Source organism: Bradyrhizobium sp. USDA 4532, assembly GCF_024171315.1.
Taxonomy (GTDB): domain Bacteria; phylum Pseudomonadota; class Alphaproteobacteria; order Rhizobiales; family Xanthobacteraceae; genus Bradyrhizobium; species Bradyrhizobium australafricanum.
Genome location: NZ_JALJZN010000001.1, coordinates 590147 through 604947, shown reverse-complemented (window position 1 = coordinate 604947; position 14801 = coordinate 590147). Strand labels below are relative to the sequence as shown.

17 protein-coding genes are annotated in these 14801 nt (G+C 64.2%); 9 read left to right on the top strand and 8 right to left on the bottom strand.

Annotation, left to right across the window (positions count from 1 at the left end; translation table 11 throughout):
• Positions 1–41 precede the first annotated feature (41 nt).
• Entirely contained in the window at positions 42–1937 is a 1896-nt protein-coding gene (locus J2R76_RS02855) for a patatin-like phospholipase family protein (protein WP_253623744.1), read from the bottom strand.
• A gap of 167 nt (positions 1938–2104) precedes the next feature.
• Positions 2105–3256, bottom strand: coding sequence for a zinc-binding dehydrogenase (locus J2R76_RS02850; protein WP_076830128.1), 1152 nt, complete (start codon positions 3254–3256; stop codon positions 2105–2107).
• Between the two features lie 88 nt (positions 3257–3344).
• On the opposite strand from J2R76_RS02850, the gene J2R76_RS02845 reads away from it, so the two are divergent.
• From J2R76_RS02845 to J2R76_RS02825, 5 genes are all read left to right on the top strand, one after another.
• Positions 3345–4022: a hypothetical protein gene (locus tag J2R76_RS02845; protein WP_143271051.1), complete on the top strand. Its 678-nt coding sequence runs from the start codon at positions 3345–3347 to the stop codon at positions 4020–4022.
• A 161-nt stretch (positions 4023–4183) separates the two neighbouring features.
• Positions 4184–5143 (top strand): acyl-CoA desaturase, encoded by a 960-nt coding sequence (locus J2R76_RS02840; RefSeq protein ID WP_076830134.1) that lies wholly within the window; start codon positions 4184–4186, stop codon positions 5141–5143.
• A gap of 274 nt (positions 5144–5417) precedes the next feature.
• The gene (locus J2R76_RS02835) at positions 5418–6971 is read left to right on the top strand and encodes an FAD-dependent monooxygenase (RefSeq protein WP_076830241.1); all 1554 of its coding nucleotides are present in this window, start codon (positions 5418–5420) and stop codon (positions 6969–6971) included.
• Between the two features lie 149 nt (positions 6972–7120).
• Positions 7121–7738, top strand: a complete 618-nt coding sequence (locus tag J2R76_RS02830) for a PilZ domain-containing protein (RefSeq protein ID WP_028342942.1) — start codon at positions 7121–7123, stop codon at positions 7736–7738.
• Between the two features lie 332 nt (positions 7739–8070).
• A complete protein-coding gene (locus tag J2R76_RS02825) occupies positions 8071–8685 on the top strand; it encodes a transglutaminase-like cysteine peptidase (RefSeq protein ID WP_026192955.1) in 615 nt (204 codons plus the stop codon).
• Between the two features lie 375 nt (positions 8686–9060).
• Here the strand turns inward: J2R76_RS02825 and J2R76_RS02820 are convergent, their stop codons facing one another.
• Positions 9061–9243 (bottom strand): hypothetical protein, encoded by a 183-nt coding sequence (locus tag J2R76_RS02820; RefSeq protein ID WP_244558903.1) that lies wholly within the window; start codon positions 9241–9243, stop codon positions 9061–9063.
• A gap of 99 nt (positions 9244–9342) precedes the next feature.
• Between J2R76_RS02820 and J2R76_RS02815 the strand changes: the two genes are divergently transcribed.
• The 3 genes from J2R76_RS02815 (at position 9343) to J2R76_RS02805 (ending at position 11217) form a co-directional block, all read left to right on the top strand.
• The gene (locus J2R76_RS02815) at positions 9343–9972 is read left to right on the top strand and encodes a TetR/AcrR family transcriptional regulator (RefSeq protein WP_076830137.1); all 630 of its coding nucleotides are present in this window, start codon (positions 9343–9345) and stop codon (positions 9970–9972) included.
• Between the two features lie 33 nt (positions 9973–10005).
• Positions 10006–10536 (top strand): bifunctional 3-hydroxydecanoyl-ACP dehydratase/trans-2-decenoyl-ACP isomerase, encoded by a 531-nt coding sequence (gene fabA / locus J2R76_RS02810; protein WP_076830245.1) that lies wholly within the window; start codon positions 10006–10008, stop codon positions 10534–10536.
• 189 nt (positions 10537–10725) lie between these two features.
• Complete coding sequence (locus J2R76_RS02805) at positions 10726–11217, top strand: hypothetical protein (RefSeq protein ID WP_076830140.1); 492 nt, start codon at positions 10726–10728, stop codon at positions 11215–11217.
• Positions 11218–11673: 456 nt separating this feature from the next.
• Here J2R76_RS02805 and J2R76_RS02800 read toward each other — a convergent pair whose 3' ends face one another.
• The 3 genes from J2R76_RS02800 to J2R76_RS02790 all read right to left on the bottom strand — a co-directional run bounded on the left by J2R76_RS02800 (position 11674) and on the right by J2R76_RS02790 (position 13177).
• On the bottom strand, positions 11674–11823 hold the full coding sequence (locus tag J2R76_RS02800; protein WP_156436402.1) for a hypothetical protein: 150 nt from the start codon (positions 11821–11823) through the stop codon (positions 11674–11676).
• A gap of 371 nt (positions 11824–12194) precedes the next feature.
• Positions 12195–12707, bottom strand: a complete 513-nt coding sequence (locus tag J2R76_RS02795; protein ID WP_253623743.1) for a hypothetical protein — start codon at positions 12705–12707, stop codon at positions 12195–12197.
• A 155-nt stretch (positions 12708–12862) separates the two neighbouring features.
• Positions 12863–13177: a hypothetical protein gene (locus tag J2R76_RS02790; RefSeq protein ID WP_076830147.1), complete on the bottom strand. Its 315-nt coding sequence runs from the start codon at positions 13175–13177 to the stop codon at positions 12863–12865.
• An 87-nt stretch (positions 13178–13264) separates the two neighbouring features.
• Here J2R76_RS02790 and J2R76_RS02785 point away from each other — a divergent pair, with 87 nt between their 5' ends.
• Complete coding sequence (locus tag J2R76_RS02785; protein WP_057019071.1) at positions 13265–13537, top strand: hypothetical protein; 273 nt, start codon at positions 13265–13267, stop codon at positions 13535–13537.
• Positions 13538–13541: 4 nt separating this feature from the next.
• Here J2R76_RS02785 and J2R76_RS02780 read toward each other — a convergent pair whose 3' ends face one another.
• Positions 13542–14072 carry a gamma carbonic anhydrase family protein gene (locus J2R76_RS02780; RefSeq protein ID WP_076830150.1) on the bottom strand — a complete coding sequence of 177 codons (531 nt, stop codon included), beginning with the start codon at positions 14070–14072 and terminating at the stop codon, positions 13542–13544.
• A gap of 192 nt (positions 14073–14264) precedes the next feature.
• Entirely contained in the window at positions 14265–14594 is a 330-nt protein-coding gene (locus J2R76_RS02775; RefSeq protein WP_076830152.1) for a DUF6949 family protein, read from the bottom strand.
• Between the last annotated feature and the right edge of the window lie 207 nt (positions 14595–14801).

Below are 14801 nucleotides of genomic sequence, written 5' to 3'. Positions count from 1 at the left end.
GTCCGGCACGATGGTCGACTTCGCCGGCGCCCGCAAGCCGCTCAACCGACCCGGGCCTGCTCAGAAACCGGCGCGGTCGCTGTCGCGCGATCCACGCCCTCGTCGGCGACCATGTCCGATCCCTTGTCCGCTTCGTTGGCCGACGCGACGATGGCCGCAATGGCAGGATTATGTGCCGCCTCCGAGGCAGCAATGGTCTCGCGGGCCCAGCGGTACGAGGATTCGAAGATTTCCTGATGGCGGTCGAAATCGGTGACGTCGATGCCGTCGGGCGTCGGGGGACGCATCACCATGTCGAGCGGCGTGGTCGGCAGCGTATCATAGCGCTGATGCGCGACGAGGCTTCGCCACAGCACGTTGACGGCGCTCGGCGCGGCCGGAAGCAATTTCTTGCGGAACGGCGTCAGTAGCGACGCAAACAGCTCTAGCCGCCCCGGCAGCGCGGCATAGTCGACGTCGAACATCTCGGTTGCCGGGTCGCCGAAATGGACCACCAGATTCGGTCCGCTCTTCATCTGGTGCATCTGCGCCAGCGGAACGTTGTCGACGAGGCATCCGTCGACCAGCATCGAGCCGTCCTTTGTATAGAACGGCGGCAGCAGACCGGGGATGGCGCTCGACGCCCGCACCGCGTGCCACAGCAGACCGGTGCGGATCAATTCGAGACTGTGCGTCGACAGATTGGTCGCGACCGCCGCGAACGGCCGCCAGCAGTCCTCGATCCGGCAATTGTGGCCGTACTGATCGGCGAGCGCGGCATCGAACGCCTTGTGGTCCAGCAAGGCGTAGCGCGGCCAGGTCGGGCGGCGGAAGCTGCGACTGGAGACGAAGATCTCATGCGTGCCGCGCTCGAGATGCTCGGCGTCGTAGTTCTTGGCAAAGCCCGCCGCCATCGCCGAGCCGACGCTGGTGCCGACAAAGATGTCGAACATCGCGCCGCGCTCACGAAACGCCTTGTAGACGCCGACATGCGCGGTGCCGAGGCTGCCGCCACCGCCGGCGACAAATCCGACGGCGCGACCGCACAGGAAGCGAACCAGGCTGTCGATGTCGAGCTGGTCCTCGAGCGCGACGTGATGATGCATGAAGCAGGGCAGCCGCGCCAGCCACGCCGCGGTGCCGCTGACCTCGTGGCGCCTGACGTCATGAACCCGGACGAGACGCCGCGTCGACGCCGGATGCACGGCGCAGGCGAAGCGTTCGATCTCGGTCAGATCGGGCGTCGGCGCATGGCCACGGCAGGCGAACACGACAAGATCGGCCTGGCGGATGGTTTTGCGCGCCCACTCCGATGCGTCGGGACCACCGAAATAGGCCACCAGCGGCGCGTCGTACTCGATCCTGTTGAGCCAGTCGGCGACCTCGGATGCGTCGAGCGCGCGGCCGGGAAACATCGCCTGGACCCGCGCGAGGTCGACGATCTCGGCACCCGCAGCGGCAAGGCCTTCGCGCAACCTGTGCTCAAAGGCGGCAGGCACCGGTTCCCGTCCGCCCGGGATCAGCGCGACAGTGCGCGCCTTCGGCGACGCCCGGAGCGGCAACAGACGCGCGGTCTCGGTGGCAAACCGCCGCGCGAGCGCAGCCAGCAGCGCCTCGACGATCTCGGGCGTTTCCCGCGCCAGCGTCGTATAGGCGGCGCGCGTCAACACCAGCACGCTGGTGTCGCGGATCGCAATCACGTTGGCCGTGCGCGGGATATTGGCAAAGAAGCCGATCTCGCCGACCAGTTCGCCGGCGCGAAGTTCCGCGATCGGTTCGGGATGACTGGTTCGGTACACCGCGAGCGCGCCATGCAGCACCAGGAACAGCGCGTCGGAGGCGCCGCCCTGCTCGACCAGCAGCTCGCCGCGCACGAGGTCGCGCCGGGTCATTGCGCCAAAGGCGATCAGCCGCTGCTCCGCGCTGAGGGTTCTGAACAGCGCGAAGTCCTCGGACACGTTTCCCCACGCAAACGTCGCGCTCGGCGGCACACGGTTCGAATGCATGATCCGATGTTAGCGCCGGGCCGTCGTCCCGGCGAGCGATATCAGGGCCCAATCGGCCGCACCCTGGACACAAATCCTTGGGAGCACTGCAGCAGGATTTGCAGCATCCGCGATCTGCTTCACCCGACCAATTCCGGCCACGGCACGATGGTCGACTTCACCGTCTTCATCGCCATTGCGTCGGCAACCGCGCGGGCGACGCCGTCCTCGGTGAACGGATAGATCGTCTGCATGTCGAGCCAGGGATATTTGTTGCGCGTGCGGTAGAGCATGTCGACGCCGAGCGGCAGGTCGTTGCCGGTAAAGCCCCAGGAGCCGAGCACGTTGAGATCCTTGGTGCAGATGCGGTGCCACGAGGTGTTGATCGAGCCGGCATCGGTGAACTGCCCCATCTCGACATAGGTGCCGCCGTCGCGCAGCATCTCGATGCCCTCGGGGCCGGCGGTCGGATGGCCCGAGCAGTCCATGACGAGGTCGGCGCCGAAACCGCCGACGATGTCACGCACCGCCTCGATGCGCTGCTCCGGCGTCTTGAGCTGCTCGATATCGACGGTCGCCTCGGCGCCGAACTTGCGCGCCAGCGCAAGGCGCGGCGCCTCCGGCGCGCCGACGCAGATCACGCGCCCCGCGCCCATTTCCTGCGCGGCGGCGACCGCGAGGATACCGATCGGCCCCGAGCCCTGGATCACCACCGTGTCGCCCCAGCTGAAACCGCCGGCGCGGGTGGCGCGGTTGAAGGCGCGGATGCAGGAGGTCAGAGGCTCGGAGAGCGCGCCGAGCCGCAGCGACATGTCGTCGGGCAATTTGTAGATCTTGGTGCCGGGCAGCATGTCGAGATCGACATAGACATATTCAGCCCAGCCGCCCCACATGTGCGGCGCCTTGTCGAAACCGAGATAGCGGCCGTAATAGACCGGCGTCAGGCATTTGTTGGCGCTCTCGGGATAATGGATGCAGTAGTAGCAGCGGCCGCACGGCATCAAGGGCGGGATCATCACCTTCGATCCCACCTGCAGCGGCTTGCTCATGAAATCCTCGGTGAACTCCGCGCCGCATTCCACGATCACGCCGCCGAGCTCATGGCCGAGCGTGAACGGCCACGGCAACGGCTTCGGCCAATGTCCCTTCAGGATGTGCAGATCGGTTCCGCAAACGCCACAGGCACCCACCTTGATCAAGGCCGCCTTTTTGCCGATTTCCGGCCATGGCACTGTCCGGATTACCGGCTTGGCTCCAGGTCCATCATGCGTGCAGACGCGGATCTGCTCCATCGGTTCGCTCTCCCTGTCCTTGTCGTTGGGCCGGGTTCGGCCGAGCCGACTTTAAGTCAGGACGATTGGGATGTCATGAAGGCCTGTCATGAAGGTCTTGATGACAGACCTTGGCGGAACGAGGCGCTTCTCGTCCTGGCGGAGTATTTTCCGCAAGGAGGCATCGATTGTGAAAGCAGCCGAGGGCGAATTGGCTGGTAGCATTGCGGGGAATGACACCATGAATCCTGGTATCGAAGGTATCGTCGGCATGTACGTCAAGTTGGGCGAACTGGACACGCTGCAACGGATGAAGGAGCATCGACAGGGCTTGCTGGACCAATGCGTCGATACGGCGAATTTCAGCTTCGATGTGACGAGATCGATCTACAGGAGCGACCTCGAGGTGATCGAGGCCGGCATCGAGAGTCTGTATGGCGAGATCACCGGCCATGTCGACGTCGTCAACGAAAAAAGGATTTCCGGCTGGGCGCTGTACAACCAACACCCCGACAAGAGGGTCGCGATCGATATCTACTTCAACGGCAATCTCGTTGGCGAAGTCGTCGCCGATCAGTTCCGCAACGATCTTCTCAAGCTCAACAAGGGCGATGGACACCATGCCTTCGTCTTCGTGCCGCCAAGCGAATCCTATCAGCCGCCGCTGCAGATTGAGGTCCGCGCGGCGAAACGAAAGATGCTGAAAGCCGTGGCTGTTGAACCACCAGCGGTGGCAGTCGAACCGGAAACGGCTGTCGAACCGGAAATGGACGCCGAGGCCAAATAACCTCACCGCGCCGCTTCCGCACACCCCGTATCCGCCGGGCGCCGTCACCTAGGTGAATCCGCCGCAGACGCCAATATGGGCTGCGACATGACGGACGTGCGCGGCCGATTGACAGCGACGATCGCTTCACCGCAACCTGCGATGCAACCTCAGGTGACGGAATGAAGCCGCAACCCGGCTCGGAGCGAATCTTCGTGGACGCCAGCACCGATCCGCTGGACGGGCGCGTGCGATGGGCGCCGGCGAAGTCGCTGTGGCTTGGCAGCATGACCGCGGTCGCGATCATCCTCGGGCCGCTGCTGTTCACGTGGAGCGCGTTCGCATTATTCATCGTCACCAGCGCGATCACGCTGTGCTTCGGGCATTCGGTCGGCATGCACCGCCGCCTGATCCATGCGAGCTTCGACTGTCCGCTGTGGCTGGAGCGGCTCTGCGTCTATCTCGGCACGCTGGTCGGGATGGCCGGCCCCTACGGCATGGTGCGGCTGCACGATTTCCGCGACTGGGCGCAGCGCCAGACGGCGTGTCACGACTACTCCTGCCACCGCGCGGGTTTCTGGCGCGACGCGTGGTGGCAACTGCACTGCACGCTGGTGCCGAAACACCCGCCCGAATTCCGGCTCGAACGGCGGCTCGCCGATGACCCCTTCTACGCCTTCGTCGAGCGAACCTGGATGTGGCAGCAATTGCCCTGGGCGATCCTGTTCCTCGCGATCGGCTCGTGGAGCTGGCTGGTCTGGGGCATCTGCGTCCGCGTCGCCGTCTGCGTCACCGGTCACTGGCTGATCGGTCATTACTCGCATCGCAAGGGCGGACAGACCTGGATCATCGAAGGCGTCGCGGCCCAGGGCTACAATGTCGGCATCGCGGGCCTGATCAGCATGGGCGAAAGCTGGCACAACAATCACCACGCCTATCCCGGCTCCGCGAAGCTCGGGCTGCTGCCGGGTCAGATCGACCTCGGCTGGTGGTTGATCAAGGCATTCGAAGCCGCAGGACTCGCGAGCAACATCAAGACGCCGGACGATCTTGCGCCCCGCCCGGGCGCGCGCCGCGTCGACGAACCAGGCAACGCCGATACAGTCGCGCCGCGACATCGCGGCCGCGCATTGTTCCAGTAATCCGCAGCCGCGCATCTTCCGTTGCGGATCGAACGCCACGCAGCTATATACGCCGCGTCGGAAAAGGCAGACTTGGCTTGGTAAGCCCAAGTCCTTTCGAGAACGAAAGTCCTTTCGGAAACGAAGTCCTTTCGAAAGCGAAAGCTCTGGTCTCCTGCCTCGTGCATGAGATCCCCACGACGAACACCGGACGCCATCCAGGCGCCCAATGTTCGTCCGTGTGGTTCTCAACCCGACGAACCGCTCCGGTCGAACACCGACAAAGGAGCAGTTCATGCACGCCAGCCGCCCCCTTCCCCATGATGTCGTGATTTCCGGTGCCGGCCCCGTCGGCTTGATGCTCGCCTGCGAGCTGCGGCTCGCGGGGTGCTCGGTCCTGGTGCTGGAGCAGGCCGCCGACCCGCATTCGCCGCTGAAGCGGCTGCCCTTCGGCATGCGCGGCCTTTCGGCGCCCAGCATCGAGGCGTTCTATCGTCGCGGGATGCTGGATGACATCGCGGTGGCTCAGCGTGTGCAGGATGGCACGGCCAGTACGCCAAACGGCACACATTGGATGCAACATCCGCGCCGCCCGGCCGGCCATTTTGCCGGCATCCAGTTCTTTCACGATGATCTCGACACGTCGAAATGGCCGTTTCGTCTGCCGAGCCCGGCAGGCACCAGCATGGCGGTCGAGATGGAGGCGCTCGAATCCGCCCTCGCCGCGCGCGCAACCGCGATGGGGGTTGAGATCAGGCGCGACCTGAGTGTCGATGCGTTCGATCAGTCGGACGACGGCGTCACCGGTCGCGCCGGTGCCGAGACGTTCCATGCGCCCTGGCTGGTCGGCTGTGACGGCGGCCGCAGCATGGTGCGCAAGGCCGGCGGCTTTGAATTCGTCGGCACCGATCCCGAGTTCACCGGCTATTCGGTCGAGGTCGAGATATCAGATCCGGACAAGCTCCGTACCGGCCGTCACTACACGCCGACGGGCATGTATACCTACGCACGGCCCGGCACGATCGCGACGGTGGAGTTCGACGGCGGCGCCTTCCACCGAACCCGGCCGATCACGCGCGAGCATGTGCAGGCGGTGCTGCGCCGCGTCTCCGGCACGGACGTCACGTTGACGGCGCTCCGGCTTGCCACCACCTGGACCGATCGCACCTGTCAGGCGACGGATTACCGCAAGGGCCGCGTGCTGCTCGCGGGCGATGCCGCGCATATCCATTCTCCGCTCGGCGGCCAGGGGCTCAATCTCGGGCTGGGCGATGCGATGAACCTCGGCTGGAAGCTCGCGGCCACGATCCGCGGCGACGCACCGGTGGACCTGCTCGACAGCTACTCGCGTGAGCGGCATCCGGTGGGCGCGCAGGTGCTGGACTGGTCGCGCGCCCAAGTCGCGCTGATGCGGCCAAGCCGAAGTTCGCGCGCGCTCGAAGCCATCATCCGCGACCTGATCGCGACATCAGACGGCGCGACCTACTTTGCCGAGCGCGTGTGGGGCGTTACGCTGCGCTACGATCTTGGCAGCAACCATCCGCTGGCGGGCCGCAGCGCGCCCGACTTCGAGCTCGCCTGCGGGGCTAAGCTCGGCGAGCTGCTCAGGGATGGTCGCGGCCTGCTGCTGGACTTTGATCGGCGCGCGCCCCTGCAAACGCTTGCCGATCGCTGGCATGGGCGGATCGGCTATGTCGCATGCGAGGTCGGCGATCGGCTCGGCTTGAGGGCGGTGCTGGTGCGACCCGACGGGTTTGTGGCTTGGGCCACAGACATTGAGCCGGATCTGGAGGAAACTGCTCAAGCCGCATCGCGATGGTTCGGAGAACCTGACGCGGCACATGAATGAGCCTGACGTCCTCGGGTACGGTGCACGTGTTCGTCGCTCGTCTCTCTCGCTCCGTGTCCGAGTTCCCTTTCACAACCGTAACGCCCCGTTAACCCTATCAGCCTTAGGGTCGTCGGGGCTCCGAATGGACGGTGGCCGGGTTTGTCGTGATGTCGTTTGCACAGAAGAAAACTACCGTCGTCCCCGTAGCCGAGGAGCGGCGGCGCTTCCAGCGCGTCAAGGTGCACCTGCTCGGCCGCTACATGCTGCCCGACCGGCGCGAGTTTCCCTGCCAGATTATCAACATGTCGCCGGGCGGCCTAGCTTTGCTGGCGCCGGGCATCGGCAATGTCGGCGACCGTGTGATCGCCTATCTCGACCATATCGGCCGGGTCGAGGGACGCATCACCCGCATCATCGACAACGGCTTTGCGATGACGATCGGCGCCACCGCGCGCAAGCGCGACAAGCTCGCCGCACAGCTGACCTGGCTCGCCAACCGCGACATCCTCAATCTGCCCGAGGATCGCCGCCACGACCGTATCGTGCCGCGCAACCCGATCGCCCTGCTGACCCAGGAAGACGGCACGCGGATGACCTGCCGCATCATCGACCTTTCCTTGTCCGGTGCTGCGATTGCTGCCGAGAACCGCCCGCCGCTGAAATCGCTCGTGATGCTCGGGCGGGTACAGTCCCGCGTGGTGCGAAATCTCGAGGAAGGCTTCGCGCTCGAGTTCGTCCACGAGCAATCGGCGGAAACGCTCGAAGAGAGCGTTACCGCGAGGTAAAGCGAAAACCGCTCAAGACCCCTTTTTTGGCCCGCGAAGGCGGCCACCGGTGCACCGGTGGCCGCCTTCGGCGCGTTTGGCCCGGTGAAAATCGGCGGTTAACGGCCGCAGCGTTTGGCGCAACAAATCGCGCTGGCGCAGCGCGCGCGGCGTTAATGCATAAAATTTGAATCAATTGCAGTTGTTTCAAATTTTACACGAATTCGATTCAAGTACAGTTCGAATTCGCCGCAGGTTTTACCAGTATTCGCGTCAAATCTACTTTGCGTACTTAGCGGCGGCGCAAAAGCTTTGTGCGAAACGTGGTCCCAACAAGAAGAACGGGGGCCACGATGTTTGGGTTCAGGGGACAGGGGAAAGGTTTGGCGGTTGCCGCCATTCTGTTTGCGACGTGCGTGTCGGCCAAGGCCGGCGACGTGGTCTACGCCAGCCTGGGTGACGTTGCGCGTTCGCCGATCGGCTGGGTCGAATTCTGTGCCGACAATCCGGGCGAATGCCGCGGCGGCGCGACGCAACCACGCGACATCGTGTTGTCGCAGACCGCTTGGCGGGACCTCGTACGGGTCAACAAGTGGGTCAACGAATCCATCAAGCCGATGACCGACATGGATCATTGGGGCGTGATCGAGAAATGGTCGTTGCCATCCGACGGTTACGGCGACTGCGAGGACTACGTGCTCCTGAAGCGCAAGATGCTGATGGACGCCGGCTGGCCCCGCGAGGCGCTGTTGATCACGGTGGTCCGCGACAAGAAGGGCGAAGGCCACGCAGTGCTGACGGTGAAGACCGACAAGGGCGAGTTCGTGCTCGATAACCAGAACGAGAGCATCGTCGCCTGGACCGACACTGGCTACCGCTTCGTCAAGCGGCAGTCGCAGGGCGATCCCAATGTGTGGGTCTCGCTCGGTGACAACCGCCCGGCAGTTGCAACGGCAAGCTCGCGCTGAGCAGAACAGGAAATTTCGAGTTCGCGACCCGGTCACATCCCCACCCCTCCCCGTCCCAGACCGGTTCGCGCGCGGCCACCCTTCCCCCAAAGGGTGGCCGCACCTTTTTTGAGCGGCGTCGACCGACGCCTAGTGTGCTGAATGCGAAGTTCGTGCGATTTCGCGGCAGCCACTTTCACGAACTTCACATTTCATAAAGCACACTAGAATCATAAGTTTGCTATGTGTCCTTATCGAATCCGAAGTTCGCTCCGAAGGTGCGGCAAATGATGCGAACTTCGGATTCGGGACACTAGAAGAACCGCTCGAGAAACGCCGCGGTCTCGTCTGAGATGCCGACGATCTTGTTGGTGGCCTGGCGATAGAATTTGAAATTCAGCTCGGTCTCGGGCCGGCCGTCGCCGCGCGGGCGATCAGGCCGCTGCCGCCCTCGCTCGCGAACACGAACACGATGTCATCGGCCGCGATGTGCTTGCCGCCGTACATGGTCTTCTGCGCGGTGAAGGTGAACACCTTCGCCCGCGGATTTCGGATCTCGGTCTTGATCGCAAACGCCATCGCCTTCCTTCACCGGCTCGCTTTGCCATCCACGTCGGCGGCTTGACATCCTAGCATCGGCGATATTGAATTGAATTCAATTCAGCTTATGGGGCCACGATGGACGCGGCGAGCCTCGGGACACGGGAACGGCTGCTCTCGGCAGCGCAGGCCGAGCTCATCGAGGGCCATGGGCACCTCGAGATGCAGGCCGTCGCAAGGCGGGCGCAGGTCTCGGTCGGGCTCGCCTACCACCACTTCGGATCGAAGGCCGGCCTGATCGCCGCCGTGGTCGAAGGCTTCTATGAACAACTTGATGCGGCGGCGTTCGGCGGTGCCAAGCTGTCCGCCACGGACTGGGCGGACCGGGAAAAGGAGCGGATCGGCGCCTATGTCGCCTTTCACTATGACCACCCGTTTGCGCCCCTCGTGATCGGACCGCTCAGCCGCGCGCCCGAGGTGCTCGATGTCGAGACCGCCTTCACCGGCCGGCAGCTTGACGCCGGCGCCCGCATGATCGAAGCGGCCCAGCGCGACGGGATCGTGCCCGGCGGCATCGACCCTCACCTCACCATCGCGCTGATGATCGGCGGCATCCGCCAGGCGCTGATCGGCGCGCTCACGAGCGAAAGACGGCCGGATCCGGCAAGGCTGACCGGCGACATCTGGGCCTTCATGGCCGCCGCGCTGCGCTTACCCGCCAAACCCATGTCCGCGCGGCCAAGAGCCACGCGGCGCAGCCGCAGCTAAGCTTCAGCCAGAACCCGAACATCGGTGGCCATCTTGTTCAATCCGCACGATTTTCACGCACCGCAATCGTCCTACAGCAAGCCGGATCTGCTGCGCTCGAGCGAAGGCGGCTATTTCGGCCCGGGCAATGCGCAGCTGCCGGCACCGCCGATGCTGATGATGGACCGCATCACCGAGATCAGCCTGGACGGCGGCGCGTTCGGCAAGGGCCATGTCGCTAGCGAACTCGAGATTGCGCCAGACCATTGGTTCTTCGCCTGTCACTTTGCCGCCGACCCCGTGATGCCCGGATGCCTCGGCCTCGACGCCATGTGGCAGATCATCGGCTTCTGGCTCGGCTGGTCGGGCTCGCCCGGCAAGGGCCGCGCGCTCGGGGTCGGCGAGGTCAAGTTCAGGGGGCACATCACGCCGGATGTCAGGCTGGTGCGCTATGAGGTCGACATACGCCAGGCCAGGCGCGGCCGGCTGGTGCTGGGCATCGCCGACGGCCGGGTGCTCGCAGACGGCGCTTGCGTCTATCTGGCAAAGGACATGCGGGTCGGCCTGATCGCGCCCAGAGGCTGAATTCGGGGAGGTTGAGTTCGGGTCGGCCAGAGGCCGATCGTGCCTCGAGCAGGCCGGGCAGCACGGTCGAAAACTAACATATGATACAAATTTCGCTGCTGCCGCAGTGGTCTACACACCCCCCGGTTTTGCCCGCGCCGGGGTTTGTGCTATTTCGGACCTTTCAATTGATGTCCGGTTGTTGGTCGCATGGTCGAACTTGCCCCCCGGAATTCACAAGCCAGCAGCCTGATTGGCGTGCAGCCGATTGCGATCGGCGCCGTGGCGCTGGTGCTCGTGCTGTTCGGGATCGGCTCGATCGCGCTGTGGCGCGCCTACACCGGCAACGTGCCGGAGACCGACCGCATGGTCGCCGCGCGGCAGTTGCAGGCGCGGACCGCGCAGGTCTCCGAGGCCCTGGTGGAAAAGACCAAGGGCATGGAGGCGACCCAGCAGGAATCCATCGACCAGCTGCAGGAGGTGCAGGACCAGCTGCAGACCATGCGCAAGCAGCTCGCCTTGCAGGCGGCCGATGCGAAGAGGCTCTCCGACCAGGTCGCCGCGCTGACCGAACAGGTCGAGGGTTTGCGCCAGTCGCTGGCGAGTGCGCAGGCCAACGAGCCGGCCGCCGAGCCCGCGCCGCGCAAGCGCTCGAAGGCCACCCGTAGCGCCAACCGGAAGCGCCACAGGTCGCGCGGTTGACGCCCCCGCAGACCCCGCTCACCCAGGTGACCAGCCATAAAAATGCGCCAAATCCCGAGCAAGATCATCAATTAACGGGAACTTTCGCGCTCGAGGGCTGCCGGCGGCGGCCGATCATGAGTGCCCGTTACCGTGAATTAATCCTGACTTTGTGAACTGGTTCACATATCGGCCTTCGAATCCGAGTCATCTTCGAATGACCGGATGGCGTGAGCCGATTTCAATATCCGGGGCTGGCAAGGTCGTTGACGGTATACTACGTCGACGGCCTTGTTTTTTGGGGTCCTTGAATCCCGCTCGGGACCGCCCACCAGGAAAGCTCCGGCTCGAGATCCCGAAGGCGGCCCTCGCCGCGCGAAAGACGCAGATCGCCTGAAGAAACACGGCGTGCTCGGCTGACGACTCTGTATGCGCAGCATCACCGCGGCCAAAGCCGCGACGAACGGAATTGCCGCCCTATTCGGTGCGATCGCGCAAGACGCGACCACCTCGCAGTCGCAGCCGCGCAAGCTTCGGCTCGAGCTCGCGCAGCATGTAGATCAGCGCAACGGCAAGGCTCGCAACAACCACCATGAGCAGCAATGTCAGGTCAGGAATGGTCAGCATCTTGGATGTCCTCTGGGCCCGGCTTCAATCGCGGCCGGGCCATCTGTTTTCGCGGCGCGCTCACGCACGGACTGCTGCAAGGCGGTGCAAGCTGCATACCAGTGTCCCGAATCCGAAGTTCGCATCATTTGCCGGACCTTCGGAGCGAACTTCGGATTCGATAAGGACACTAGCAAACTTATGATTCTAGTGTGCTTTATGAATGCGAAGTTCGTGAAAGTGGCTGCCGCGAAATCGCACGAACTTCGCATTCAGCACACTAGTGCGCGACAGACAACGCGGCGGCCGGGCATCGAAACGCCGGCCGCGCCGATCATTGCAAGACCATCAGCATGGCGAGCGAATGGACCGCCCATGCATGAGCGAATGGCTCAATTGCAAACCTGCACCGGCCGAACGCGCCAGCCATACGGTGTCATCACGCCGCGGCGCACGACGTAACAACCGCCGTAACCGTAGCCGTAGCCGTCGTCATAGCCGTAGCCGGCGTAGTATGGATTGCCGTAGTAGCCGTCATAGTAATCGTAGGCGCCATAGCCCACCCCGAAGCCGACCGCTGCCGCCGCGAGCGGATAGCCCCAGCCACCCCAGCCGCGTCGATAGTAGCCGCCGTTCCAGCCGCCACCACGCCAGCCTCCGCCGTGCCAGCCGCGGCCGGCCCAACCGCCGCCGCCGATCGCAGCCGACCGGAAGCCACCGCCTCCGCCCATCGCCCGGAATGCAGCGCCGCCGCCGTGGAAGCCGCCAAATCCGCCACCGCCGCGGAAGCCGCCGCCACCATGAAAGCCGCCACCACCGAAGCCACCGCGTGCCGACGCAGCATCGACGGTGAACAGACCGACCGAGGCCGTCGCCAGCAAGGCAATCATCGTTTTACGCAACATTACCCGTTACTCCTCTTTTCAAAGGCTTTGTTTTCAAGCCTCCTCCGCCGCGTCCTGCGTATGCTAGCTCAATCTAGGACCGCGGCTTCTACCGCGCGCCTATGTCGCGCTCACATCTGCGCGACCCGCGTTCATCAAAGCACGGCCTTCAGAAGTTAACAGCCGCGGCAGATGCCTTTCGTACGGCGCTCGACTTTTTCGTTCTCGTCGGCGATGGCCTTGTCGACGCTCTCGGTCGTCGATGCCGATCCGGTGGTAACGCCTCTGCCGGTATTGGGGCCGCCGGAGGATTGCGCGGTCCCGGCGCTGTTGGTCCCGGCCGGCGGCGACGTGGCTTGCGGCGATGTCGGGCTGGCTGACGAAGGGCTGCCGGTCCCGGCGCCGCTCCCGGTACCTTGGGCGACGGTAACCGCGGGCGTCAGCACAATCGCGATTGTCGCGAGCGCGGTGGTGACAGATAATTTGCGCATGGCAATTCTCCCTTGCGGACGTCAACGAGTCCGCAAAACGCCGGTTCCCGCAGGCGTTGGAGCAATACAGTTTGGGAGCAATGCAATTTGCGCAAGCTGATCGAGTTTGACGACGACACTTTCGACAAGCTGAAGCAACTCGGGCGCGACCGGATGGCGACCTTGCAGGAGCTCGCCGACGAAGCTTTCGCCGACCTGCTCAAGAAGCACGGCATTCCGATCGACCTGAAGGATGCGCTGCGCAAGAGCGCAAGACTTCAGGAAGCAACAAGACTTCAACAGGCAACGAGACCGCAAGGCGCAGCGAAGCCTCGCCCCGCCGCACCGAACGCCGCGCGCAAGCGCGGCCGCAAGCGCTGAAGCTTCAGCCGATCTTCTTCAGTCCCGTTTTGTATTGCGGGCCCCTGATGGCGTAGGACTTCGCCGGCCGCGACAGCGCTTCGGCCTGCGCAGCGTCAAGCGTACGCACCACACGCGCGGGCGCACCGACGATCAGGGAATTTTCCGGAAACTCCTTGCCCTCGGTGATGACGGAGCCGGCACCGACCACGCTGCCGCGCCGGATCCGCGCGCCGTTCATCACGATCGATCCCATCCCGATCAGCACGCCGTCTTCCAGCGTGCAGCCGTGCACGATCGCATTGTGGCCGATGGTGACGTTGTTGCCGATGCTGAGGGGAAAGCCGGGATCGACGTGCAGGGTGGAATTGTCCTGGACGTTGGAGCCCTCGCCGATCTCGATCCACTCATTGTCGCCGCGCAGCACGGCGCCGAACCAGACGCTCGCGGCGGACTTGAGGCGGACCTTGCCGATCACCACGGCATTGTCGGCGATGAAATAGCTGCCGTCGGCGGGAAGATCGGGCGCCTGCCCGTCGAGTTCGTAGATCGCCATTGAGGTCTCCCTGGAGCGTTTTCGAGCGAAGTGGACACCGGTTCGCGTGAAGAAAACGCGTCGAAACGAAAATCCAGAGCTTCGGTTTCTGATTCAATCAGAACCGAAGCCCTGATCGCAGGAGACCTTGGCACGACGGCCGACATGGTTTCAAGCAAGCGCGACCGTGATCGGCCGCGGATCATGATCGGATCAGGCCAGCACGCCCGCAGCGCGCAGCGTCATCACGAAGAAGGTGCCCGACATCAGGCTCCAGAAGCCGGAGATGACGGTTGCCATCATCACGAATTCGAAGCGGCGGCGCTCGATGCGCGCCCCGCGCAGCGTGTTGCGCATGATGATGAACGGTGCGGCGAAGACGAGGAACGGGACCGCGGCGAAGGTCTTCGGCGCCGCGCCCTCCTGCAGCAGACCGAAACCGGCCGGGCGCTCCGCCATCGCGTGGTAACCGTTGGCCAGCGCGCCCGCGAGCGCGAAACCGATCAAGAGCGAGAACAGGGAATTCAAGGTATCGGGCGACATCGGAACTTCCGCTACGCAACAGGCCACCCGCCCTGCTTCGCAGAATTGGCAGCCTGCCGCCACATCATCCTTAAGGAAAGGTTAACCGGACACATCAGGCGCGGCGTTTGCGCATGGCCATTCGGTCCCGGATTCCATTGGAATCGTACGGAAATTCCCCGCTACGTGGCATATTCGGCAGATGATTCGGCCACTCCCGACCTGATC

Coding starts and splice junctions, on each gene's coding strand:
- J2R76_RS02850 (WP_076830128.1), bottom strand. CDS start 3,256: ATGGAGCAGATCCGCGTCTGCACGCATGATGGACCTGGAGCCAAGCCG.
- J2R76_RS02845 (WP_143271051.1), top strand. CDS start 3,345: ATGAAGGTCTTGATGACAGACCTTGGCGGAACGAGGCGCTTCTCGTCC.
- J2R76_RS02840 (WP_076830134.1), top strand. CDS start 4,184: ATGAAGCCGCAACCCGGCTCGGAGCGAATCTTCGTGGACGCCAGCACC.
- J2R76_RS02835 (WP_076830241.1), top strand. CDS start 5,418: ATGCACGCCAGCCGCCCCCTTCCCCATGATGTCGTGATTTCCGGTGCC.
- J2R76_RS02830 (WP_028342942.1), top strand. CDS start 7,121: ATGTCGTTTGCACAGAAGAAAACTACCGTCGTCCCCGTAGCCGAGGAG.
- J2R76_RS02825 (WP_026192955.1), top strand. CDS start 8,071: ATGTTTGGGTTCAGGGGACAGGGGAAAGGTTTGGCGGTTGCCGCCATT.
- J2R76_RS02820 (WP_244558903.1), bottom strand. CDS start 9,243: ATGGCGTTTGCGATCAAGACCGAGATCCGAAATCCGCGGGCGAAGGTG.
- J2R76_RS02815 (WP_076830137.1), top strand. CDS start 9,343: ATGGACGCGGCGAGCCTCGGGACACGGGAACGGCTGCTCTCGGCAGCG.
- J2R76_RS02805 (WP_076830140.1), top strand. CDS start 10,726: ATGGTCGAACTTGCCCCCCGGAATTCACAAGCCAGCAGCCTGATTGGC.
- J2R76_RS02800 (WP_156436402.1), bottom strand. CDS start 11,823: ATGCTGACCATTCCTGACCTGACATTGCTGCTCATGGTGGTTGTTGCG.
- J2R76_RS02795 (WP_253623743.1), bottom strand. CDS start 12,707: ATGTTGCGTAAAACGATGATTGCCTTGCTGGCGACGGCCTCGGTCGGT.
- J2R76_RS02790 (WP_076830147.1), bottom strand. CDS start 13,177: ATGCGCAAATTATCTGTCACCACCGCGCTCGCGACAATCGCGATTGTG.
- J2R76_RS02780 (WP_076830150.1), bottom strand. CDS start 14,072: ATGGCGATCTACGAACTCGACGGGCAGGCGCCCGATCTTCCCGCCGAC.
- J2R76_RS02775 (WP_076830152.1), bottom strand. CDS start 14,594: ATGTCGCCCGATACCTTGAATTCCCTGTTCTCGCTCTTGATCGGTTTC.